The sequence below is a fragment of the Ochrobactrum sp. MYb379 genome, from assembly GCF_037479515.1.
Classification (GTDB): Bacteria; Pseudomonadota; Alphaproteobacteria; order Rhizobiales; family Rhizobiaceae; genus Brucella.
This window is the reverse complement of sequence record NZ_JBBGYW010000004.1, coordinates 107,069-130,646: the sequence shown is the minus strand read 5'-3', so window position 1 is coordinate 130,646 and position 23,578 is coordinate 107,069. Positions and strand designations below refer to the sequence as shown.

Here is a 23,578-nt window from a genome sequence, read left to right as displayed (position 1 = left end):
TAACTAAATCTATTTGTCACATTAACATGCGAATACATCTGAATATTCTTTGAGAATCACCATCCATTGATCTCGATCAATGTATTCAACTGACTGAGGTTGCATATCTGCAATCGAAACCTTTCACGGTATTCAAGTCGGAGTCCGCCTATGACATATGCCGCTGGAGACACTACCCACCGGAAACAGACGACAGCACTAACAATGAGCACGGTCGCGTTTACGACATGCTTTGCCGTCTGGACGATATTCGCAATCATCGGCATACAAATCCGCTCGGAACTTGGTCTAAGTGAGACGCAGTTCGGCCTGCTCGTTGGAACGCCGATCCTCACGGGATCGCTGATACGCGTTATTCTTGGGGTTTGGGCGGATCGTTATGGTGGGCGGGCGATTTTTGCGCTCACGATGCTGCTTTCAGCAGTGGCTACCTATTTCCTCACTTATGCAACAACCTATCCGCAGATGCTGATAGCGGCTTTGGGTGTTGGCGTTGCGGGCGGCTCATTCTCAGTCGGTGTGGCGTATGTCTCGCGCTGGTACCCGCCTGAAAAGCAAGGGACCGCACTCGGTATATTTGGCGCGGGCAATGTCGGTTCGGCTGTCACAAAATTTTTCGCACCTATGGTCATGGTGGCTTTTGGCTGGCATGCGGTTGCTGAAATCTGGGCGGCTGCGATGGTTATCATGGCGCTGGCCTTCTATTTCACCACAAGCGACGATCCCGTTCAGCTTGAACGAAAGCGCAAAGGCGAAAAGCCAGCGAGCACGCTTCTCGAACTGGAACCACTCAAAAATATACAGGTCTGGCGCTTTTCACTTTATTACTTCTTTGTGTTCGGCGCTTTCGTGGCGCTTGCACTATGGCTGCCGCAATATCTGATCCATGTTTATGGCGTTGATATTCGCTATGCCGGTATGATCGCTGCCTGCTTTTCAATCCCTGCCAGTCTGTTCCGCGCTTATGGCGGACATTTGTCGGATGTCTATGGCGCCCGCAAGGTCATGTATTGGACCTTCCTTGTTGGGCTGGTGGCAACATTCATTCTGTCCTATCCGCCAACCGAATATATTATCCAGAGTGATAATGGTCCGCTGCGCTTTACCGCAGAAATGGGCGTGGTTGGTTTTACTGTAACCGTATTCATCCTCGGCTTCTTCATGGCTTTGGGCAAGGCTGCCGTCTTCAAGCACATTCCGGTCTATTATCCCGGCAATGTCGGCGCTGTCGGCGGTCTGGTTGGCATGATCGGTGGGCTTGGCGGCTTCATCCTGCCTATCCTGTTTGGTGTTCTACTTGATCTCACAGGCCTCTGGACAAGCTGCTTCATGCTGCTGTTTGTGATCGTTGCTGTTTCATTCGCGTGGATGCATGTCTCGATCCGCCAGATGGAACGTGCAGCACACGGCACCACCACGGAAGAACTTCCAGCCTTTGCCGAATTGCAGGGCCTTAAAAAGCTTGAACTCAAGCCAGCGCGTAAAAGCGAAGCCGTGCTGACCGAATGGGAACCAGAAGACAAAACATTCTGGGAACAAAAGGGCAAACGCATTGCCAAGCGCAACCTCTGGCTCTCCATCCCTGCTTTGCTGCTGTCATTTGCAATCTGGCAGGTCTGGTCGGTCGTCGTTGCAAAGCTGCCACTGGTTGGCTTTAAATTCACAACGGACGAGTTGTTCTGGCTAGCAGCCCTCCCCGGCATTTCGGGCGCGACGCTGCGCATCTTCTATTCCTTCATGGTGCCGATCTTCGGCGGACGTCTCTGGACAACGCTGACCACATGGTCACTGGTTATTCCGGCCATAGGTATCGGCTATGCCGTGCAGCATCCGGATACGCCTTACTTCGTATTCCTTCTGCTTGCTTTGTTCTGCGGCTTTGGTGGCGGCAACTTCGCCTCGTCAATGTCCAATATTTCCTTCTTCTTCCCGAAGGCGGAAAAGGGCAATGCAGCAGCATTGAATGCTGGCCTCGGCAATCTCGGTGTGAGCGTCGTGCAGTTCGTGGTGCCGCTGGTGATTACCGCTGGCATCTTCGGCAAGCTTGGTGGCGATGCAGCATTTGTTGCAACAGAGGCTGGCAGTTCGCCGCTTTGGTTGCAGAATGCTGGTTTCTTCTTCGTACCGTTCATTATAATCACAGCTTTTGCCAACTGGTTCGGCATGAATGACATCGCATCGGCAAAAGCTTCTTTTGCAGATCAGGCTGTCATTTTCCGCCGGAAGCACAACTGGATTATGTGCTGGCTTTATACCGGAACTTTCGGTTCCTTCATCGGCTACTCGGCTGGTTTCCCATTGCTGACCAACATCCTGTTCCCCGAAGTCAATGCGTTGCATTACGCCTTCCTCGGACCTTTGGTCGGTGCCTTGTCGCGCTCTGGTTCAGGCTGGCTTGCGGATAAGTATGGCGGCGGGCGCGTCACCATCTGGGCCTTTGTACTGATGGTGATTGGTGTAAGCGGCGTGCTCTGGTTCGTTGGCATCAAGGATCAGCCCCATGCATTCACCGGCTTCTTCGCCTCTTTCGTGCTGCTGTTCTTTGCGACCGGTATCGGCAATGCATCCACCTTCCAGATGATCCCTGCGATCATGTCGAAGGAAATGGATCGATTGATGCCAAAGGCAACGATCGAGCAGCGTCGTCTGGAAGCAGGCAAGGAATCAGCTGCCATCACCGGCTTCACATCGGCCATCGCTGCTTTCGGTGCCTTCTTCATTCCAAAAGGCTACGGCACCTCAATCAGCATGACCGGCGGACCGGAAGCCGCTCTCTGGGCATTTCTCATCTTCTACGTGACCTGCCTCATCATCACATGGGCCGTCTACACCCGCAAAGGTGGCCTTCTCTATGACGTCGAGCACAATCGCAAATCTGCGACTGCTGCCGCCTGATAACTGAACTTATTGAGAGGACAAAATTATGAGTCTACTCCTCGACCGATTGAACTTTCTTGCCCGGAAAAATGTCGGCACCTTTTCCGAAGGACATGGTGTCACCACGGTTGAAAATCGTGACTGGGAAGATGCCTATCGCAAGCGCTGGCAGCATGACAAAATCGTCCGCTCGACCCATGGTGTGAACTGCACCGGCTCCTGCTCGTGGAAAGTCTATGTGAAGGGCGGCATCATCACATGGGAAACCCAGCAGACCGATTATCCGCGCACGCGGCCTGACCTTCCCAATCATGAGCCACGCGGCTGTCCGCGTGGTGCGAGCTATAGCTGGTATGTCTATTCGGCTAATCGCGTTAAATATCCGCTGATCCGCTCGCGCCTTATGAAACATTGGCGCAAGGAACGTGCGCTGAAAACACCCGTGGCTGCATGGGCTGCCATTCAGCAAGACCCGGAAAAGCGCTCCGATTACATGAAAGTACGCGGCCTTGGCGGTTTTGTTCGCGCTACATGGGATGAAGTCACCGAAATCATCGCGGCCGCCAATGCCTATACGACCAAAACCTATGGCCCTGACCGCGTGGTTGGCTTCTCGCCGATCCCGGCCATGTCGATGGTGTCTTATGCAGCCGGTTCGCGCTATCTGTCGCTGCTCGGCGGCGTTTGCATGTCTTTTTATGACTGGTATTGCGATCTGCCACCCGCCTCTCCAATGACATGGGGCGAACAGACCGATGTGCCGGAATCTGCCGACTGGTATAATGCCGGCTTCCTGATGCTGTGGGGTTCGAACGTTCCGCAGACCCGTACGCCAGATGCGCATTTTTACACCGAAGCCCGCTATAAGGGCGCAAAATCGGTCGTTGTTTCGCCCGACTATTCGGAAGCCGCAAAATTCTCCGATCTTTGGTTGCATCCCAAGCAGGGCACCGATGCAGCACTTGCCATGGCGATTGGTCATGTCATTTTGCGCGAGTTCCATCTGGATCGTCAGGTCGAGTATTTTGAGGATTATTGCCGCAAATATACCGACTTCCCGATGCTGGTGCGCCTGACCAAGAAGGACGGCCATTATGTGCCGGAACGCTTCATCCGCGCATCCGATTTTGTCGATACATTGGGCGAAGGCAACAATCCTGACTGGAAAACCGTCGCTTTCGATAAGACGTCCGGTGCCTATGTCGCGCCAAGCGGTTCAATCGGCTATCGTTGGGGCGAAGACGGCAAGTGGAATTTGGAAGAAAAAGACGGCAAAGGCGATGCGGTCGATCTCGCCAAGACCTTTATAGACAAGGGCGAACATGATGTTATCGCCGAAGTCGGCTTCCCGTATTTTGGCAATCGCGAGCATGATTATTTTGAGGGCACAGATCACGACAGCGTTCTTGTGCGCAAGGTCCCTGCCCGCAAGGTAAAGCTTGCCGAAGGCGAAGCCATGGTTGCGACGGTCTTCGACCTTTTTGCAGCCAATTACGGCCTTGATCGCGGTCTTGACGACAAGAATTCTGCAAAATCCTTCGACGAAGGACTGCCTTATACGCCGGCATGGGCTGAAAAAATCACCGGCGTTCCGCGTGATCAGATCATCGCAGTAGCACGCGAATTTGCCCATAATGCTGAAAAGACCAATGGCCGTTCCATGGTCATTCTCGGTGCCGGTCTCAACCACTGGTACCACATGGATATGAGCTATCGTGGCATCATCAATATGCTGGTGATGTGCGGTTGTATCGGTCAATCGGGCGGTGGCTGGAGCCATTATGTCGGTCAGGAAAAACTGCGTCCGCAGACCGGCTGGACAGCGCTTGCTTTCGCGCTCGACTGGAACCGTCCGCCACGTCACATGAACTCAACCTCGTTTTTCTATGCGCATACCGACCAATGGCGCTATGAAACTGTGAAGGTCGATGACATTCTGTCACCGACTGCGCCAGAGGGCGAATGGGGTGGAACGCTGCACGATTATAATATTCGTGCAGAACGTATGGGTTGGCTGCCATCCGCACCACAATTGCAGACCAACCCATTGGAATTGGCAAAACAGGCGGCGGCATCGGGCAAAGATGCCAAGGATTTTGTTGCCGAAGCGCTCAAATCCGGCAGCCTCAACATGTCCTGCGAAGACCCTGACAATGAAGCAAACTGGCCGCGCAACATGTTTGTGTGGCGTTCCAATCTGCTTGGTTCTTCCGGTAAGGGCCATGAATATTTCCTCAAGCACCTGCTTGGCACCTCTAATGGTTTGCTCGGTAAGGATCTTGGCGAGCAAGGCGCACAGGAATCGCAGGAAGCCGTCTGGCATGATGAAGCGCCGGAAGGAAAACTCGATCTGCTGGTCACACTGGATTTCCGCATGTCCACGACCTGCGTTTATTCAGACATCGTGCTGCCAACTGCCACCTGGTATGAAAAGAACGATCTCAACACGTCCGACATGCATCCCTTCATTCATCCGCTGTCGAGTGCTGCCGATCCCGCGTGGGAAGCCCGGACCGACTGGGATATTTTCAAAGGCATCGCCAAGAAATTCTCGGATGTAGCACCGGAAGTTCTGGGCGTCGAAAAGGACATAGTTCTTGTTCCAACGCTGCATGATACGGCGGGCGAACTCTCACAGCCATTCGATGTGAAAGATTGGAAAAAGGGCGAGATTGAACCGATCCCCGGCAAAACCATGCCAACGGTCGTTGTGGTCGAGCGCGATTATCCGAACCTTTACAAGCGCTACACGTCAGTCGGACCATTGCTCGAAAAGCTTGGCAATGGCGGCAAGGGCATCGGCTGGAACACCGATCATGAAGTCGAACTTCTCGGCAAGCTGAACGGTAAAGTCACTGATCCGGGTGCATCCGAAGGTCGTCCGCGCATCATGACCGACATTGATGCAACGGAAGTCATTTTATCACTTGCACCAGAAACCAACGGCGAAGTGGCCGTGAAGGCATGGGAAGCGCTGTCGAAATTCACAGGCCGCGATCATGGACATCTTGCAATCCCGAAAGAAGATGAGAAAATCCGCTTTCGCGATGTTGTAGCGCAGCCACGCAAGATCATCTCGTCGCCAACCTGGTCTGGTCTTGAATCGGAAAGCGTTTGCTACAATGCAGGTTACACCAATGTGCATGAATTGATCCCATGGCGCACGCTGACAGGCCGTCAGCAGCTCTATCAGGATCATTTGTGGATGCGTGCATTCGGTGAAGGCTTCTGCGTTTACCGCCCTCCAATCGATACCAAGACGGTCAATCCGGCCATTCGCGAAAAGGCCGATGGTAAGCCGCATCTGGTGCTTAACTTTATCACGCCGCACCAGAAATGGGGCATTCACTCGACCTATTCCGACAATCTGTTGATGCTAACGCTCAACCGTGGCGGTCCGGTCGTGTGGATTTCTGAACCGGACGCCAAGCGAGCTGGTCTGATCGATAATGACTGGGTTGAAGTCTACAATGCCAATGGCGCCATCGTGGCGCGTGCAGTCGTTTCCCAGCGCATCAAGGACGGTACAATGTTCATGTACCACGCGCAGGAAAAGATCATTAACGTGCCCGGCTCACCTCTCACAGGTCAGCGCGGCGGCATCCATAACTCGGTCACACGTATCATCACTAAGCCAACCCATATGATCGGCGGCTATGCCCATCAATCTTATGGTTTCAATTATTACGGAACTGTTGGTGCAAACCGCGATGAATTTGTCGTGGTGCGCAAGCTGGAGAATGTCGACTGGATGGAAGGTCCGCTTGATGACAGCACCCAACATACACCGCACAGCAAGGAGGCAGCAGAATGAAAATCCGCGCACAAATCGGTATGGTTCTCAATCTGGACAAGTGCATCGGCTGCCATACCTGCTCCGTGACGTGTAAGAACGTCTGGACCAGCCGTGAAGGTGTTGAATATGCCTGGTTCAACAATGTTGAAACCAAGCCCGGCATTGGTTTTCCAAAAGAATGGGAAAATCAGAAGAAGTGGAATGGTGGCTGGGTCCGCAAGAAAAACGGCAAGATCGAACCCAAAATGGGTGCGAAATGGCGCATTCTTGCCAAGATTTTCGCCAATCCCGACCTGCCGGAAATTGACGATTATTACGAGCCTTTCGACTTCGATTATGGACACTTGCAGTCAGCACCTGAAAGCAAGACCATGCCGACCGCACGTCCGCGTTCGCTGATTTCCGGCGAACGGATGGAAAAGATCGAATGGGGTCCAAACTGGGAAGAAATTCTCGGTGGTGAATTTGCCCATCGCTCGAAAGACTACAATTTCGAAGGCGTGGAAAAGGAAATCTACGGCCAGTTCGAAAACACCTTCATGATGTATCTGCCGCGCTTATGCGAGCATTGCCTCAATCCGACCTGCGTTGCAGCCTGCCCATCGGGTGCGATCTATAAGCGTGAAGATGACGGCATCGTACTGATCGATCAGGAAAAATGCCGTGGCTGGCGCATGTGCGTCTCTGGCTGCCCTTATAAGAAGATTTACTACAACTGGAGTTCGGGCAAGTCAGAAAAGTGCATCTTCTGCTATCCGCGCATCGAAGTCGGACAGCCGACCGTCTGCTCGGAAACCTGTGTTGGTCGTATCCGTTATCTCGGCGTTATTCTTTACGATGCCGACCGGATTTCGGAAGCAGCATCGACTGCCAATGAGCAGGACCTTTACGAAGAACAGTTGAGCATCTTCCTTGATCCAAACGATCCAAAAGTGATCGAACAGGCGCGTAAGGATGGTGTGCCGGATGCGTGGCTTGAAGCCGCCAAGCATTCGCCGGTCTATAAGATGGCAATGGAATGGAAAATTGCCTTCCCGCTGCATCCTGAATATCGCACATTACCAATGGTCTGGTATGTGCCGCCGCTTTCGCCACTTCAGTCGGCTGCTGCCGCTGGCAAGCTCGGCATGGATGGCCCGCTACCGGATGTTCGCTCGATGCGTATTCCGGTTCGCTATCTCGCCAATCTTCTGACCGCAGGCAAGGAGGAGCCGGTCGTTTCCGCGCTCGAACGCATGTTGGCCATGCGCTCCTATATGCGCTCAAAGACCATTGACGGCGTGATTGACGAAGCGATTGCAGAGCGCGTTGGCATGGATAGTCAAATGATTGAAGACATGTATCAGTTGATGGCGATCGCCAATTACGAAGATCGTTTTGTCATCCCGACTTCGCATCGCGAAGTCACCGAAGATGCCTATGATCTGCATGGTTCGTGTGGCTTCACCTTCGGCAACGGCTGTTCGGGCGGTTCGTCCACGGAAGACCTGTTTGGTGCCAAGCGCCAGAAGGTTGTCCAGACACCAACCGATATTTTCAGGGAGCAAGTGTAATGAACAAACCTCTGAAAATCCTGTCGCTGCTTCTCTCTTACCCGTCCCCTGAAATCAGGGCCGGGCGAGAAGAGCTGAAAGCAGCTGTCTCAGAAGAAACAAGCCTGCTATCGCCGGGGATTATAAAACTCCTCGACAATCTGATTGATGACATCTGCAAGGGCGATCTCTATGAGGCGCAGGAGCGTTATGTGCATCTGTTTGATCGCACGCGTGCGCTTTCGCTGCATCTGTTCGAGCATGTGCATGGCGAAAGCCGTGATCGCGGTCAGGCCATGGTCGATCTGCTGAAAATGTATGAAGACAATGGTTTCGAAATTGATGCCAAAGAGCTTCCTGATTATCTGCCGCTGTTCCTCGAGTTTCTCTCGACCCGAACGCCGGAAGAAATTCACGATCTTCTGGCACAAACAGCTCATATCACAACGGCGATTGGTGAGCGTTTGCGCAAGCGCCGTTCGATCTATTCCAATGCATTTGCAGCTCTCGCCCATATCAGCCGGGCTAAGCCCGACGAAAAGCTGGTTGGAGAATTGCTGCGTCAGGCAGAGGACGACCCCAATGATCTGGAGGCACTTGACCGCATCTGGGAAGAAGAGGCCGTAACGTTCGGCAGTTCCAATGCTGGTGAAAATGCCTGTGGGCCGGATCGTCTGCGTATGCAGGTGCGTGCCGCACGCCGCAATCCGGCTGCGCCATCCAACCCCAACCAAATCTAGGAGACGGATGATGGCCAATCATATCAATACGTTCCTGTTCGGAATTTACCCCTATATCGCGCTGAGCGTGCTGGCACTGGGGTCTATTGTCCGCTATGACCGCGAACCCTATACATGGCGTGCCGGGTCCAGCCAGCTTTTGCGCCGCAAGCAGCTGATGTGGGGCTCGGTGCTGTTTCATGTTGGTGTTCTGGTGATTTTCGCTGGCCACTTCGTCGGCCTTCTAACGCCAATCTGGATTTTCGACACACTCGGCATCAGCCATGAAGCCAAGCAAATCCTCGCTATTGTTGCAGGTGGTATAGCCGGTGTGATGGCAATCATCGGTGCAACGCTTCTGGTGCATCGCCGTCTGTTTGACCCGCGTATTCGTGCATCATCACGCCGGACTGATACACTGATCATCATCCTGTTGTGGATTCAATTGCTGCTCGGACTTGCGACAATTCCGGTATCGCTCCAACATCTTGACGGCCATGAAATGGTGAAATTCATGAGCTGGGCGCAGGGCATCTTTACGTTTAATCTGCAAGCCTCAAGCTATGTGCTGGATGCGTCGCTGATCTTCAAACTGCATATTTTCCTTGGCCTGACGATCCTGCTTCTGTTCCCGTTCACACGTCTCGTTCATATGTTGAGCCTGCCTGTGCGCTATATCTGGCGGCCCGGCTATCAGGTTGTGCGTAAGCGCAACCACAGCGCAGTCCCATCCCGTAAACGCGTTCAGATGGAGCAAAACTGATGGCCACACTTTTTGACAGCAAACAGCCGTCAGGCAATTCACATTCGCATTCGCATGCACATTCTGGTGCAAAAGGCAGCTACTCCACGTATCAAGAGCCGGACACACGCGTTCCACCGAAACCGCGCCCTATTTTTGATGCCGTTTCGGTCAATGGTGTGGAAATTGCCGAAAGCGATATTCTGACGGAAGCGCAAAACCATCCGGCAGAAAATCCCGGTGCAGCCTTGCTTGCCGGTGCCCGCGCCCTTGCGGTACGCGAACTTCTTTTGCAACGCGCAAGAGAAGTTGGCATCATAGCGCAGCCTGAAAAAGATGAGGAAGGTCGTCTCGAAACTGATGAAGATGCGCTGGTGCGTATGGTCATCGATCAAGAAGTGGATGTGCCTCAGGCATCGAGCGACGAATGCTTGCGCTTTTATGAAAATAATCGCCGACGTTTCACAAGTTCGCCGTTGCTGGAAGCCAGCCATATCCTGATTGCAGCAGACCCTGCTGACCCAAAAGCGCGGGAAGCCGCACGCGGCACAGCATCTTTTCTGGCAACGTCTGTAATTGCTGATCCGGCAAGCTTTTCTTCGATGGCTCGCGAATATTCGGCATGTCCGTCAGGCGCACAGGGGGGTAATCTCGGCCAGCTTACGCGGGGAAGCACAGTACCGGAATTGGAACGCGCACTTGAGCGACTTTCACCGGGCGATATCACGGCGGCACCGATTGAAAGCCGTTTTGGTTTTCATATCATCAGGCTTGATCGGCGTGTTGATGGCGAAGTACTCCCCTTCGATTTCGTATCCGAACGCATCGCGGGCTGGCTTGAAGCCTCCACATGGTCAAAAGCGGTTTCGCAATATATTGCTATTCTGGCCGCTGACGCAGAAATTACCGGAATAGACCTGCTGTCCAGTGAGGGAGAAAGTCAATGACTTCACAGCCGATCCTTGCAGCAATTCTGGCCGACAAGGATATTTCGGTCGATCCGCTTCTGGCGGCCGTTGCGGCACGGGCCGTGGAATGTGGTTTCAAGGTCGCGGGTTTTTTGCAGCACCGCGGCCCTGAGACGGATGAATGCTGCCGTGAAATCGTGATTGAACGTCTTGGCTCAGGCGTAAGGCAGATTATCTCGCAGCCGCTTGGCTCGGGCTCGCGTGGTTGCAGGCTTGATCCGTCAGCACTTGCGGATGTAGCAGGTTCGCTGCTTGCAGAAATCGAAGCCGGAGCAGATCTGCTCATCCTCAACCGTTTCGGCAAAGGCGAAACGGAAGGTCAGGGATTTCGGACCGTTATCGAGCTGGCGTATGCAAAGCAGATACCCGTGCTGACAGTCGTGCGCGAAACCTATGTTGAGGGCTGGAACGAGTTCGCAGGCGATTGCGGAGTGTTACTAACAGCCGAACATAAATCTGTCTTAGCGTGGATTAATCAGGTATACCAATGCTTTAAGCAGAATTCAATCATATGAATGATGTTAAGACGTATTTTGGTTCCACATTGAGCGAGAGCGTCTTTGCAACTGGGAGAAACCTTGCTGTTTGCGCTTCATATTAGAGAGATTGATGCCAACGAGCATGATACTACCTCAGTTTTGAATTTGAAGCCGAGCATAAAGCGTATTTGTCGTGTGATAAGTCGACGGCCTTATTCAACTGTGTTATTAATGGGAAGCGCATTTTTATGCGCGTTAACGCTGAAAATACGGATGCATAACTATCATTGTTAGCGACAATATTGTAGCCGCAAAGTTAGAATGTCCTGCTTCTGCAAAGTAGAAGTGTCACACTCCCCCAGTCTGAAAGACGTCTGGGAGACGAGCAGATGGGATTGATAGCGATGAGCGAGCAGGATCTGAGCGAATCCGAATGGCGTGTCTTGAAGGATTTACTTCGGATTGAAGCCGTCAATCGGGGACGCGGGCGTCGCCCGGAGCAAAATCGTGCAATTATCAACGGCATATTTGGGAGACTTCGCTGCGGTACGCCGTGGCGGGATGTTCCGCCCAAATGCGGCAATTGGAATACGATCTATCGACGATTTCGGCGCTGGAGCGAGGCCGGGGTGTAGGAGGCCGTTTGGCACTTTTACGTTAACTGGAGTGCAGACGTAACTCAATCTTTGATGCATCTGTCATGCGGACTTCAGGCAAGCGATTTCGCGCCACATGTCAGTGGCGGCTTGACGTAGCTCTCGGTGATTGTCTGAACTGATTTGATTGCGTGGGAAATAATGAAGATTGTAAATCGGGTCATGTATCGACGTTAAATTTTGCACATGTCGCGCCGATTTCAAGCGCTTAATAACCCGCTCGCGTCGTCGGATCGGCTGATGCGAATTCTCTGCCCGATTGTTCAAACCCTTATGCTGGCGATGATCGCAAACGCTAAGGCCTATAGCTCGTTTGGCAGCCCCATATGATCGTAGTTTATCGGTGACCATAACCCGCGGTGCACAGCCCTGAGCAGAGAGAAGCTTGCACATGAAACGCTTGGCGGCCTTGCGGCGTTTCTGGACCAAAACATCTAACACAAAACCGTCCTGATCAACCGCCCGCCAAAGAATGTGATGCTCACCTTTGATAGATATTACGCACTCATCCAAGTGCCATTTATCGCCAAGCCGCGGTGTGCGACGACGGATATTACTCGCATAAGCTCGTCCGAATTTCTCTGCCCATTCGTAAACTGTCTTATGTGTAACGAATATCCCGCGATAAGCCAGCATATCTTCGACCATACGAAAGCTCAGTGGAAAGCGGAAATACAACCACACCCCCTCTGCAATAATCTCAGCAGGATAACGACGGCGGTGGTAAAGTGAAGAAAGAGGTTCGATCATCACCCGTTATCGCCAACAATGTTTACGCTTAGGTTAAGGTAACTGTGCCGATAACTCAGCTGCGCGCCACGAGTGATCAGCTAGGTGCAGGCCCACTGGCTCGCCATCAAACCTCAGGCCGCGCCTGTCGCGGAATGCTCAAGCCGTTCGGGCTCAGCGCCCAGTCCGGCGCCTGCGCGGTAATGCGCCGCCTTGTCTGCAACACGTCGCGCGCAATGGTCAGAGCATGACTGGGGGAATGGATATCGCGCGCCGCTTCATGCAGGATGAGATCTTCCATCTCGACCAGTTCGCCATCGAGCCAAAGCGACGCGGAGGCATCGGCAAAATGAAACCGTTCGATCAGTCGTGTGCCGACCGGCGAATAAACAAGAGTTTCGTCGAGGCATGCCAATGCCTCACTCGCGCGCGCCAGCGGCGATAGGTACGTGGGGCAAATCCGGTGGGAAGTTTCTGATTTAGAGTTGGAGTCAAGAACTCCCGTGCTTCAACCCGACAGCTTCAAGCGGTTAACAATCGGCAACTTCCTGCACCGTCACGCCAGGGCGCAAGCTTTCCGAAACAGTCCGGCCTGTCTACAAGTCAAGGATGTAGGCGAATATTGAGCGCCCTCATCTCGCTCGTTCAATTTGCATCAAGGCTGGTCACTCGAACATTTTGGCGATTACGGCTTGTTCGGCTTCCTCCCATCGACGAACGTCCTTAGTCACGTGCTCAATCTCTTTGTCACTGAGGTGGTGCGCACCGTCCTGGTCGATACGACACAGACTGAATGGCTTACCGACGGTAGGGGACGAAAGGTCAAGCGCTTCCAAAACACGCAGGACGGTCGCGCAACCGAAGCGCATCGACCGATCGGTCAAATTGAAGTGAGACAGAAGCGAGCCGGCTTGCTGTGCCATGGCCGCACCGCTGCCGATCGCGTGGAATCCGATATCAGCGTAGTGCCCGATCATGCCAGAAGGCGTTATCTCAACAATCCACGGCTCACCTTTGCGCCACCCGGCAGCCATCACGTAGGCCGATGGCGAGCCGCCACCTTCTTCGCCCGGAACGTCCGAGATGAACGTGTCGTAGTGATGGCGCAGGATCGGGAGAACCTGTTCTTGCAACGCGCGGCCGATATCCGGGGCCTCCAGAATAGCCGCACTGTTTTCATTGAAACACCGTTCGACGTCGACCAGCACTGATCGCGCGCCACTTCCGCCCCAAGCCGCTAGCTCGCCCAAAGGGTGCAGTTTCTCGGCCGGGTATGTCATGCCTCTCCCCTTGTCCGTAATCTGAGAGTCAGAGCCAAGCACGACTCCATCTTGGCAAACGGTAGCAAGGACGACGGTCATAATTTAAAACCTCTCGAGTCGTGTGTTTCGGAAAATTCGGCGGGATTTGCATTAGCCGCAGTTCGCTTTATGACGACAGCGCGATGCAGACTGAAGTTGTGCTTAATAGGAATAACCCATTTTCCCTTCTCGATTTTGAGTGTAGAGAAAACACGCGTGTAGTCGTATCGTTCCCACATTATGTAGTCTAAAGGTGCTGGCAAGGCTCTCGATAGCAAGGCTCAGTAACTGAACACAATCAGGCCGGCGTGCGCGTACAACCTGTTTGCAATGACATACACCGGCCTGTTATAATCTCATCCCTATATGAAATTCGTGGAAGCTATCGAGCCATTTGTGTTGTTATCGTTTGATACAGGTAAGTTGATAAGCTGTTCCAAACAATCCCGGGAGTTCGCGAAATACTTATGAAGGCCACGTGGGAAACGTCGCCTACCTCAGATTTTCTTCAAGTCATGCTCGGTCGTTTGAACCGGATAAAAAAATGCTGTCTTCCTTTTGTATCTTCATCAATGATCATGGCGTGACGACACATAATTTCACATTCCTATGAAATGCAAAGATATAGCCGACTATCTAGATTTGACAATTGAAACGCTCAGCAGATCATTTATCAAACTGCGCACCTAAAATGTGATAAAATCAAATGACTAAAGCCCTATTGAAATTATGCGCGTTCGTCGCTGGTACACATTGCCGGGATTGCATTGCGTTAATACGAGATATGAATACTCTTTGTCCGCATGCGTTCTATAAAAGCTGACGTGCCTTTGATTGAAACTGAAAGGGTTTTGGTCGACAATTAGGAGAATGAAATAATGGTATCACAACCCACAAAACACGTTCATCTTCCAGATGACTTGATTACCTATGGTCGTTCGCCCGAATTTGATCAGGACACATTACCAGCCGCACTTCAAAAAAAGCATACGACAAAGGAAGGTTCGTGGGCATTAATACATGTGATGCAAGGGCGGTTGCTCTATCGAATTCTCGAACCGTTTTCAGAAACGGTGCTTGAATCAGGAAAACCTGGCCTGATCCAACCACGTCAACCGCATGAAGTCGAAATCATCGGCCCCGTTCGGATGTTCGTTGAATTTTATTCAAAACCATAGTGGGTAGTCCTCCTAAGGAGCCCCCCGGTAATTCTTTCATAGTTCGAATAGGGTCGCACCGCCACTCATTCCCGCACCAGCAGCGGTCATCAATAATTTCTGACCAGGCTTTAAAGGATTATGTCTATGAAGAATTGATAGTGAGAGCGGGATGGTTGCAGCAGATGAATTTCCATAGTTTCTGATGGTGCTCATCATTTGGGAAGTATCAAATCCGAGATTGTGCCTGACCGCATCACAAAGACGGATATTGGCCTGATGAGGAATAAAGTGATCAATTGAAGAGGCTGTAAAACCGGCATTATTCATGACCTCCATTGATGTTTGGGTCATTAATTCAACGGCTCTGGAAAACACCTCACGTCCATCACGCATTGTCATCAAAAATTCATCCCGGGGGATGTGGGGCGAAAACGGTGTATTGCTGCCACTTGCCGGAATGGTGATCAGGTCATAATTGCTTCCATCTGAATTCAGTGCTGTCGCTTTCAGTCCGCTCTGTAGGTTATTGCATGGTGCCAGAACCACCGCACCAGCAGCATCTGCGAACAGAACACTGCTTGCGCGTTCAGCTGGATTGATCCTTCGGCTGAGAATATTGGCAGCGACAATGAGTACAGGTTTGTTTTGTGTGCGAACAAAGCCATCGGCAAGTGACAGCGCATAAAGGAAGCCAGAGCAAGCACCTGAAAGATCGATAGCACCGGCATTTTTTAGTGCCAGCTTATGCGCCAGAAGTGGTGCGGAAGGTGGTAACAGATGATCTGGTGTAGACGTCGCAAGTAGAACAAGCGCAATCGCGTCGCGGGGAATCCCGGCTTGTTCGAGTGCCATATTACCGGCATTTGCGGCAAGGCTGCTCAATGTTTCGCTTTCAGTTGCCCAGTGTCGGGATTTTATGCCGGTACGACGCTCGATCCAGCCATTTTCAAGGCCGAGGCGATTTTCGATTTCCGCATTAGTGACAATCCGGGCCGGTACGGAATGACCAAATCCGGCAAGACGCGAGGAAAGTGCCGTCATTGCATGATTTCCGCTAAAGCCAGCGATACAACTTCATCAATGGCATCATATGTGAGTGAGATATCTTCTGAATTCGAGCAATAAGGCGGCATCAGGTAGATAGTATTTCCAAGTGGACGGAGCAGAATGAGCTTTTCCCGAAAGAGCTGACGTAAGCGCGGTCCGATTTCAGCCAGATAACCCTCGGCAGGCACCGCAACGTCAAGAGCAGCAATGGTGCCGCATTGTCTAACACTGGTAAATCTGTGATCATTTTCAAAACGTTGCAGATGATGGGCATGTTGCGCTGCGATCGTATGAAGGCGGGCCTCTACCGGTTCGTCACGCCAGATTTGCAGGTTCGCCACAGCTGCCGCGCAAGCAATCGCATTGGCAGTATAAGAGCTTGAATGAAAGAATGTCTTTGTTCGATCATGCGATAAATGCGCCTCAAAAATCTCAGGCGTGCAAAGGGTAGCCGCGAGTGGCAAAGCCCCGCCTGTAACTCCTTTGGAAGTACAAAGAATATCCGGCGTGACGCCAGCGTGATCGCAGGCAAACCGCTTGCCAGTGCGTCCCCATCCGGTCATCACTTCGTCTGCAATGAAGAATACTCCATAGCGGCTTGCAACTTGCTTCAGCGATTGGAGCACTGAATGGTCGTAGATTTTCATGCCACCAGCGCCAAGTACCAGCGGCTCCACAAGAATAGCGGCTATTTTTCCTGAACGACAAAGTGCTTCAAATCTGTCCAGAGTTTGTTGCTCATGACCCAAATTGGGGAATGGCAAAGCATCCACCCCAAAAAGTAAAGACTCAAAGGGCGCATTGAAAACGCCGCGTTGACCCACAGACATCGTACCGATTGTATCGCCATGATAGCTATGCTCCATCACGACGATACGATCGTGAGCAGCACCACGATTGTGAAAGCTACCAAGCGCCATCTTGATAGCAACCTCTACGGCAGTCGAACCGCTATCCGAATAAAAGACGTGTTTGAGCCCTGGGGGCGTGAACTCGAGAAGAGCTTTTGCAAGGTTTTCTGCGGGTTCATGGGTGAATTCCGCAAAAATAATCTGATCATAGGATTCTGTTGCTTCTCGGATCGCGTTCATGATCCGTGGAATGCGATGGCCATGTGTCGTGACCCACCAGGATGAGATTGCATCAAAGATGCGGTTGCCCTCATCATCGAAAAGATATGCGCCTTCTGTTGCAACAATCTGTTTCATGCGCGGCATGAGCGCATGTTGCGTGAATGGATGCCAAACGGGAGACTGAGTCAAACACCTGCCTCCACGAATGAGGCCAGATCAAAATTGGCATGAAAAGCATTACTGAGACTATCTCTGGTCAGCTCTTCCAAAATAGGAAGGCGACCGAGTTGTTTCACATTTCCAATATCGGTGATGATGGATTGCGTATCAGTATTCTCATCTCCAATGAAGACAACACCATGAAGCGGAATATCACGGCTGCGCAATGCCGTAATCGATAGTAATGTATGATTGATTGTACCAAGTGAGGTTCGCGCACAAAGAATGACAGGGATATGCCATTTCGCAAAAACATCTGCAAACAGCAGTTTTGATGTAAGCGGCACCAACAGCCCTCCCGCCCCTTCAATGATGAGCGGGTCGTTTGATGCTGTTGGCTGGAGCGCTGCTTCATCGATTTCCACTTGTTCAAGCCGTGCGGAAAGATGCGGCGATGCTGGTTTCTTCAAACGATAGGCTTCCGGCAGAATCTGCTCACGCGGTACACCGCTGAGACGTGCAACAATCTGACTATCGGTTTCCTCGATCAGTCCTGATTGTATCGGCTTCCAGTAATGTGCATGAAGAGCGCCTGTCAGAGCAGCTGAGAATATTGTTTTTCCAACACCAGTATCCGTTCCCGATATAACAAAGCGTATCGTCATTTTCTGATTTCTTTCATGAGACCGGCAAGGCAGTCCAACATATGTGCGATCTGTTGCTCGTCGACATTGAGGGTAATCGAGAGGCGCAGACGCGCCGTACCTTCCGGGACTGTTGGTGGGCGTATGGCGCGAACGTCAAAGCCGTGCGCCTGAAGTGCTTCGGCAATTCTCACAGCCTTGGCATTATCGCCAATAATAATTGGCTGAATATGCGATCCACTCGGTACAATACTGAGACACTGCGTTAATGCTTGAGCGGTAAAGGCAACGCGATGATCAAGCGCATCCCGCCGTTCCGGTTCGTCGGCAACGATACGCAAAGCCTCCCGCACCGCCGCTGCCATTAATGGCGAGGGAGCAGTCGAATAGATAAATCCACGCGCGCGATTGGTGAGATAGTGGGCAAGTATTGAGGGCGTAGCGAGCAATGCGCCGGATGCACCAAGGGCCTTACCGCATGTATGTAAAACCAGTATGTTCTCGCGTCCTGCAAGCTCAGTAGCCAATCCCTTTCCGCCAGTGCCAACGACGCCGGTCGCATGTGCCTCATCAATGACGAGAAAACCCTCGTGGCGTTCGGCTATCTCGGCAAGCTCAGCAAGTGGTGCTCTGTCGCCATCCATCGAATAAAGGCTTTCGACTGCGATCCACGGACGTCCCCTCCCACCGCTTTTACGCCAGTTGCGGATGGTATTGTCAAAAGCATCAGCATCATTATGCGCTATGCTGATAGAGTTTGCCTTACTTGCGGCAATACCTTCATGGGCGCTTGCATGGATCAGCGCGTCATACAGGATCAGGTCATCCCGTCGCGGCAAAGTGGAGAAAAGCGCTACATTAGCAATATAACCGCTGCCGAAATAAAGCGTACGTTGTGCACCGAAGAAGGTGGCGGCCTCCACTTCCAGACACTCGTGTTCTGCGTGATTGCCCCTTAGCAAACGAGAGCCTGATGCACCGCATGGAACACCTCTTTCAATCGCGTCCGTAATCGCCATTTTCAGACGCGCTTCACTGGCGAGTGCCAGAAAATCATTGGACGTAAAATCAATTCCCCCCAATTGTGTGAGGCTACGCAATCGCGCTTTCCGCCTGAGTGCCTGCAGCTGCGCAGCATAGTCAACAAGTATAGTCATGACTGCGCCACAGGCCTTGATGACCTAGATTCCAGAGGCATGGGTGAAATGCCAAGGCGCTGAAAAAGCACTGTGTCATGATCTTCGCCGGGATTATCTGCAGTCAGTAGGGTTTCGCCAATAAAGATCGAATTTGCGCCCGCGAAAAAACAAAGTGCCTGCATCTCGTCGCTCATTTCAGTGCGCCCTGCAGAAAGGCGCAAATGCGAAGTTGGCATCAGAATGCGTGCCAGAGCAATTGTCCGGATAAAATCTATAGGGTCGACCCGAATTGCATTGGCCAGTTTAGAGCCAGGAATAGGGATCAGTTGATTAATCGGCACACTTTCTGGCGGCACAGGCAAATTGGCCAATGTCAGCAACATGGAAATGCGATCATCAATTGTCTCCCCCATGCCCAAAATCCCACCCGCACATAATTTGATGCCAGCCATCCGCGCAGTCTCAAGCGTATTCAGGCGGTCATCAAAGCTGCGAGTGGTGATGATCTCTGGGTAAAACCGTTCAGACGTATCAATGTTATGGTTATAGTAATCGAGACCAGCCTTCGCAAAACCCTCTGCCTGTACCTCTGTCAGCATGCCAAGCGTCATGCAGGTTTCCATACCGAGCGCCTTAACACCTTCCACCATCGCCACGAGCGTTTCCATGTCGCGATCTTTAGGACTGCGCCACGCTGCGCCCATACAAAAACGCGTAGCACCTTCGTCTTTGGCTTTTTGCGCCTGCGTAAGAACCTTCTCAACCTCCATCAGCTTTGAAGCTTTCAAGCCGGTCGAATAATGCGCGGACTGACTGCAATAGCCACAATCCTCAGCGCAGCCGCCAGTTTTAATAGATAGAAGTCTGCTCATCTGAACAGCATTTGGGTCAGAATGGGCGCGATGAATACTCTGAGCGCGGAATAGCAGGTCACTGAACGGTAAATTATAGATAATTTTAGCATTTTCTATAGAAATCGCGCCATTCATCAAACAAATCTCCTCTTATATGGCCGAAATCATTATGCGAATCCGCACATTTCCGTCAGCCAGAATCAAAATATAGATAAAATTACATATTGTTGATAATTTGGAATTTGTCACGATATTAATGAAACATGCGGTGACAATGCGCACTGGGCTTACGATATCAACCCAATAACTCTGATTGGAAAGGTTGTTGGACGAGAGTAAGTCGAGGCTAAAAGCCCATTTTCGATCTCGGCGTAGGACTAACCATGCAACTTCCTAAAGGAAACGGCACGACCATTTGCCAAGGTTTATGCTGCGTAAAATCATCTAAGAGGAAATATCCAAAGGTCAGATTGTATTTATTGATCTGGATTAAGAGTTTTACGGAAAGCTGCCGCTCTGCATCCTGGCAATGACCTTATGTCGCCGGTCTCTTCCATACCGCCACAACCCACTTTCTGCTGAGGGCCTCACCCAGTAGTAAAACAAGGCAGAAAGAAAAGTCCGGCTGCGTCGGCTCACAGCTCATACCTTCAGCGTTGTGAGCCGATCGTCACGATTGCCGAGGAACGCGCCTGGAAAAAGTCGTATTCAAGCGAATTTTTTGACCATGAAGCAGTGATGCTTTTTGCGGTATTGTCCCTTTCGAGTCTTTCAGGTGTTCCGAGGTGTTTCGATAAACCGTCGAGAAGGCCTGCCGCATTCCGGCTCGAATATGAGCACAGTTTAAGACGAAGTGTACGAGTAGCAAACCATAGAACATCAGGCAGCCCTATTGTTTTGTTTTGCCATCCTACAATTTCGACTGAATCTGGATTATAGCCGATTAAAGCATCACGCAACTCGTCTTTTTCGGCGCCTGTCATCTTCTGCCAGCCAAGCACGTCACCCTTCTTACCTGCAATTTGTGCGGTGGATGACGTACAGATATCCAGAAGCTTCTCCGCTGTCATATCGGTGGGTTCGGCAGCTTTGCCAGATTTTATATTCAAAGATGCAGCACAGATCGCGCCCACAATCATGCAAAGAAGATATTGGCGCGGGCGGATATGCTTCGTTTTAAACAATCGTATTCTCTTGAAGAGGCAGTGCAACGGGTTGGTATCTCCACATTATCACTGTCATGTAAAACCACATCAAAAGGATGGGGCCGAATAAACCGGTGGCAACAGTGTCAAACGGTTAGCGATAAAACTCTATTGGCTTTTCACCAGCAAGACCGAAAGGCCATAGCCCGCTGAATGCATATCTACCCACCCGTTCGAAAAATCGAAGTAATAGAACATACCGGGCATTGCTTCGGTCGAAGTCCAGAATTTTGCCCCTTCACCAAAGTTCGATGCCTCGGTTGAGGGGAATGCAACGGTGTTAACCCTGGGACCATCGCAACAGGAAACAAGGAGCGTTTCCAACTCCTCTCCCGTCGGAACCCGCCACCCTTGCCCGGCAACCGCCGCGGCCTCTTTCGCAGTTTGTTGATTTAAAGATTCTGGTTGGCCACCGCAGGTATTTTTCGCCGAATCCCAAACCATACCTACCGCGCAACGTTTCCATATCAGACCCGTTTTACCGTCCTCAGCTTCATCCCCTTTGAATAAAAAGTGTTTCTCGGGTTCCTTGATACAGCCTTCAGCTGCGACCGCGTTGGTTGGAAACATTAGTAAAAGCAACAGATATCGTAACAAGTCAGCCTCTTAACCGCGCATTGGATCACAGGCGATAAAGATGGTTTGTGACGAAAAACTGACATTCGTAGCGTGTTCTGAAATTGGTTAGCGCAAATGGTCAGTACCGCATTTTTACACGGCTGGCATCAGTTGGCGTCAGCGAAACCTTGACAAGCAAAACGAAACTTCAACCCATTGCACAACGCCTATTTTGCCAAGCTGGCGATAAATGCCTTGAGTGCTGGCAGAACTACCACCTGTATCAGTGCCAATGGGTAATTTGTTGATCTTCAGAAGGCTCCTTTGCTGACGCGGAATTTTTTGAGTTCAGCCATTAATCCTGGAAAATCGACGGGCTGTCCCTCTCCAAAGCCGAAATAGGCCTTTTTGTAGAACTCATATAACTTTTTATAGCCAGCTACATGAGTAGCTCGTGGATAGAAAACACGCGCTTCGGGTGCCATAGCTTTCTGCGCGGTCTGAATGTCCGGGTGCAACCCGACTGCAACGGCTGCGAAAATGCATGAGCCTGTGCCAACAGGTGAAACAGACGGCACATAGACTTCCTTGTTCAGAACGTCGGCATAAATCTGATTAAGAACATCGTTCTTCTGCGGAATACCACCCGCATTCACGATACGATTGGGTTGCAGACCACCCTCACACATACGGTCAATGATGATACGCACATGCAGCGCCATTCCTTCAATGGCAGCATGAAGCTCGTCCCGCGCCTCGTGATTGAGATCCCAGCCCAGCGTCACGCCTGACAGATCAGAGCGCACCAGCACGGTGCGGTCGCCATTGTCCCAGTTCAGCCGCAGCAGTCCGGTTTGGCACGGCGCAAAATCTTCAATGCCCTGTGCAAGCGTTGCAACATCGCTTGAAGCTCGCTTTGCAATGGCACTGAACACATCGCCTGTGGCTGACTGACCTGCTTCAATACCAGCGTAGCCAGGCACCACACTGTCCGCTGCAACACCGCATAGTCCCTCAACAGGATCAAAGTTGGCCGGTCCCATCGAGATAATACAGGTTGAGGTACCGATAACGTTCACAACATCACCGGGTTGGCCGCCGGACCCGATCGCATCCCAGTGCGCATCCAGAGCGCCGACAGGAATGGGGATGCCTGCGGCAAGCCCAAGCTTGCCCGCCCACTCTTCGCTCAGATAACCAGCAATAGCATCGGACGCGAGATAACGGCCAGCCATTTTGTCGAGGATGCCTTCAAACAGTGGGTCAACGCGGCTGAAAAACGCCTGTGGCGGAAATCCACCCCAGCGGATGCCATACATCCATTTATGCCCGGCACCGCAGAGGCTTCGGGGGAGTTCATCGCGCTCTGTGATGCCGCACAGTGTTGCTGCTACCATGTCGCAATGCTCAAGTGCCGTATAGAACTCAGCGCGCTTCTCGGGATTGTGGCGGAGGAAATGAAGTACCTTGGCAAAGCCCCATTCATGGGAGTAAGTGCCGCCGCACCAACGCAAAGCTTCAAGTTCTTCAGCCTGTCCCAGTCGTGTGATTTCGCGCGCTTCTTCATGGGCCCGATGATCGCACCACAGATAGTAATCAGCCAGCGGACGTAGTTTATCGTCAACCATGACGACACTCGATCCGGTAGTATCAATGGCCAGTGCCCGAACGTCACTGCCCGGAATACCAGCCTTCTGCAGGGCCTCATGCATCGCGGAGGCAAGTCCCGCCATATGATCATCATGAGACTGCGCACCCATCAATGGTGCCGCTGCGCTGCGCTTCAACTCATAGCCAGCGCTAGCTCCCGCAACTACAGAACCATTGTCGCTGTCCATCAAAGTAACACGCACGCTCAATGTACCGAAATCGACTCCAGCGACAATTGCCATCGTCAGTCCTCCCGAAAATCAAGGACGGCCAGTTTCTCTGTCCGTTGC

Annotated in this window: 20 protein-coding genes and 1 pseudogene; 10 read left to right on the top strand and 11 right to left on the bottom strand. The window is 51.8% G+C overall.

Annotated features, from left to right (window positions below):
- The first annotated feature begins 150 nt into the window (after positions 1–150).
- From WH356_RS10595 to WH356_RS10560, 8 genes and pseudogenes are all read left to right on the top strand, one after another.
- Positions 151–2,895, top strand: coding sequence for a nitrate/nitrite transporter (locus WH356_RS10595; protein ID WP_339510559.1), 2,745 nt, complete (start codon positions 151–153; stop codon positions 2,893–2,895).
- A gap of 28 nt (positions 2,896–2,923) precedes the next feature.
- Complete coding sequence (locus WH356_RS10590; protein WP_339510558.1) at positions 2,924–6,691, top strand: nitrate reductase subunit alpha; 3,768 nt, start codon at positions 2,924–2,926, stop codon at positions 6,689–6,691.
- Complete coding sequence (narH, locus tag WH356_RS10585) at positions 6,688–8,226, top strand: nitrate reductase subunit beta (protein ID WP_339510556.1); 1,539 nt, start codon at positions 6,688–6,690, stop codon at positions 8,224–8,226. The genes WH356_RS10590 and narH overlap by 4 nt, the downstream gene beginning before the upstream one ends.
- Positions 8,226–8,945 (top strand): nitrate reductase molybdenum cofactor assembly chaperone, encoded by a 720-nt coding sequence (narJ, locus tag WH356_RS10580; protein WP_339510554.1) that lies wholly within the window; start codon positions 8,226–8,228, stop codon positions 8,943–8,945. The genes narH and narJ overlap by 1 nt, the downstream gene beginning before the upstream one ends.
- Before the next feature lie 10 nt (positions 8,946–8,955).
- Positions 8,956–9,687, top strand: a complete 732-nt coding sequence (narI, locus tag WH356_RS10575) for a respiratory nitrate reductase subunit gamma (protein WP_339510552.1) — start codon at positions 8,956–8,958, stop codon at positions 9,685–9,687.
- The gene (locus WH356_RS10570; protein WP_339510550.1) at positions 9,687–10,613 is read left to right on the top strand and encodes a peptidylprolyl isomerase; all 927 of its coding nucleotides are present in this window, start codon (positions 9,687–9,689) and stop codon (positions 10,611–10,613) included. Before narI ends, WH356_RS10570 begins: the two co-directional genes overlap by 1 nt.
- Positions 10,610–11,149, top strand: coding sequence for a DUF2478 domain-containing protein (locus WH356_RS10565; RefSeq protein WP_339510547.1), 540 nt, complete (start codon positions 10,610–10,612; stop codon positions 11,147–11,149). Before WH356_RS10570 ends, WH356_RS10565 begins: the two co-directional genes overlap by 4 nt.
- A 368-nt stretch (positions 11,150–11,517) precedes the next feature.
- Positions 11,518–11,745: pseudogene (locus tag WH356_RS10560) on the top strand (transposase); the annotation flags it as partial.
- A gap of 66 nt (positions 11,746–11,811) precedes the next feature.
- Here WH356_RS10560 and WH356_RS10555 read toward each other — a convergent pair.
- The 3 genes from WH356_RS10555 to WH356_RS10545 all read right to left on the bottom strand — a co-directional run bounded on the left by WH356_RS10555 (position 11,812) and on the right by WH356_RS10545 (position 13,778).
- Positions 11,812–12,519, bottom strand: coding sequence for an IS6 family transposase (locus WH356_RS10555; RefSeq protein ID WP_339510543.1), 708 nt, complete (start codon positions 12,517–12,519; stop codon positions 11,812–11,814).
- Positions 12,520–12,625: 106 nt separating this feature from the next.
- On the bottom strand, positions 12,626–12,913 hold the full coding sequence (locus WH356_RS10550) for a hypothetical protein (protein WP_339510541.1): 288 nt from the start codon (positions 12,911–12,913) through the stop codon (positions 12,626–12,628).
- A 250-nt stretch (positions 12,914–13,163) separates the two neighbouring features.
- A complete protein-coding gene (locus tag WH356_RS10545) occupies positions 13,164–13,778 on the bottom strand; it encodes a proteasome protein (protein ID WP_339510539.1) in 615 nt (204 codons plus the stop codon).
- Positions 13,779–14,408: 630 nt separating this feature from the next.
- Between WH356_RS10545 and WH356_RS10540 the strand changes: the two genes are divergently transcribed.
- Both WH356_RS10540 and WH356_RS10535 read left to right on the top strand, forming a co-directional pair.
- Positions 14,409–14,489, top strand: a complete 81-nt coding sequence (locus tag WH356_RS10540) for a hypothetical protein (RefSeq protein ID WP_339511155.1) — start codon at positions 14,409–14,411, stop codon at positions 14,487–14,489.
- Between the two features lie 188 nt (positions 14,490–14,677).
- A complete protein-coding gene (locus WH356_RS10535) occupies positions 14,678–14,977 on the top strand; it encodes a DUF1971 domain-containing protein (protein ID WP_339510537.1) in 300 nt (99 codons plus the stop codon).
- A gap of 36 nt (positions 14,978–15,013) precedes the next feature.
- Here WH356_RS10535 and WH356_RS10530 read toward each other — a convergent pair whose 3' ends face one another.
- The 8 genes from WH356_RS10530 to WH356_RS10495 form a co-directional block, all read right to left on the bottom strand.
- Positions 15,014–16,000, bottom strand: a complete 987-nt coding sequence (locus tag WH356_RS10530) for a beta-ketoacyl-ACP synthase III (protein WP_339510535.1) — start codon at positions 15,998–16,000, stop codon at positions 15,014–15,016.
- Positions 15,997–17,268: an adenosylmethionine--8-amino-7-oxononanoate transaminase gene (locus WH356_RS10525; RefSeq protein ID WP_339510533.1), complete on the bottom strand. Its 1,272-nt coding sequence runs from the start codon at positions 17,266–17,268 to the stop codon at positions 15,997–15,999. The genes WH356_RS10530 and WH356_RS10525 overlap by 4 nt, the downstream gene beginning before the upstream one ends.
- Positions 17,265–17,903, bottom strand: coding sequence for a dethiobiotin synthase (gene bioD, locus WH356_RS10520; protein ID WP_339510531.1), 639 nt, complete (start codon positions 17,901–17,903; stop codon positions 17,265–17,267). Before bioD ends, WH356_RS10525 begins: the two co-directional genes overlap by 4 nt.
- A complete protein-coding gene (locus WH356_RS10515; RefSeq protein ID WP_339510529.1) occupies positions 17,900–19,039 on the bottom strand; it encodes an 8-amino-7-oxononanoate synthase in 1,140 nt (379 codons plus the stop codon). The genes bioD and WH356_RS10515 overlap by 4 nt, the downstream gene beginning before the upstream one ends.
- Positions 19,036–20,010, bottom strand: coding sequence for a biotin synthase BioB (gene bioB / locus WH356_RS10510; RefSeq protein WP_339510527.1), 975 nt, complete (start codon positions 20,008–20,010; stop codon positions 19,036–19,038). The genes WH356_RS10515 and bioB overlap by 4 nt, the downstream gene beginning before the upstream one ends.
- Before the next feature lie 515 nt (positions 20,011–20,525).
- The gene (locus tag WH356_RS10505) at positions 20,526–21,059 is read right to left on the bottom strand and encodes a hypothetical protein (RefSeq protein WP_339510525.1); all 534 of its coding nucleotides are present in this window, start codon (positions 21,057–21,059) and stop codon (positions 20,526–20,528) included.
- A 129-nt stretch (positions 21,060–21,188) separates the two neighbouring features.
- The gene (locus WH356_RS10500; protein ID WP_339510523.1) at positions 21,189–21,677 is read right to left on the bottom strand and encodes an Lcl C-terminal domain-containing protein; all 489 of its coding nucleotides are present in this window, start codon (positions 21,675–21,677) and stop codon (positions 21,189–21,191) included.
- A 272-nt stretch (positions 21,678–21,949) separates the two neighbouring features.
- A complete protein-coding gene (locus tag WH356_RS10495) occupies positions 21,950–23,530 on the bottom strand; it encodes a ribulokinase (RefSeq protein WP_339510521.1) in 1,581 nt (526 codons plus the stop codon).
- Positions 23,531–23,578 lie beyond the last annotated feature (48 nt).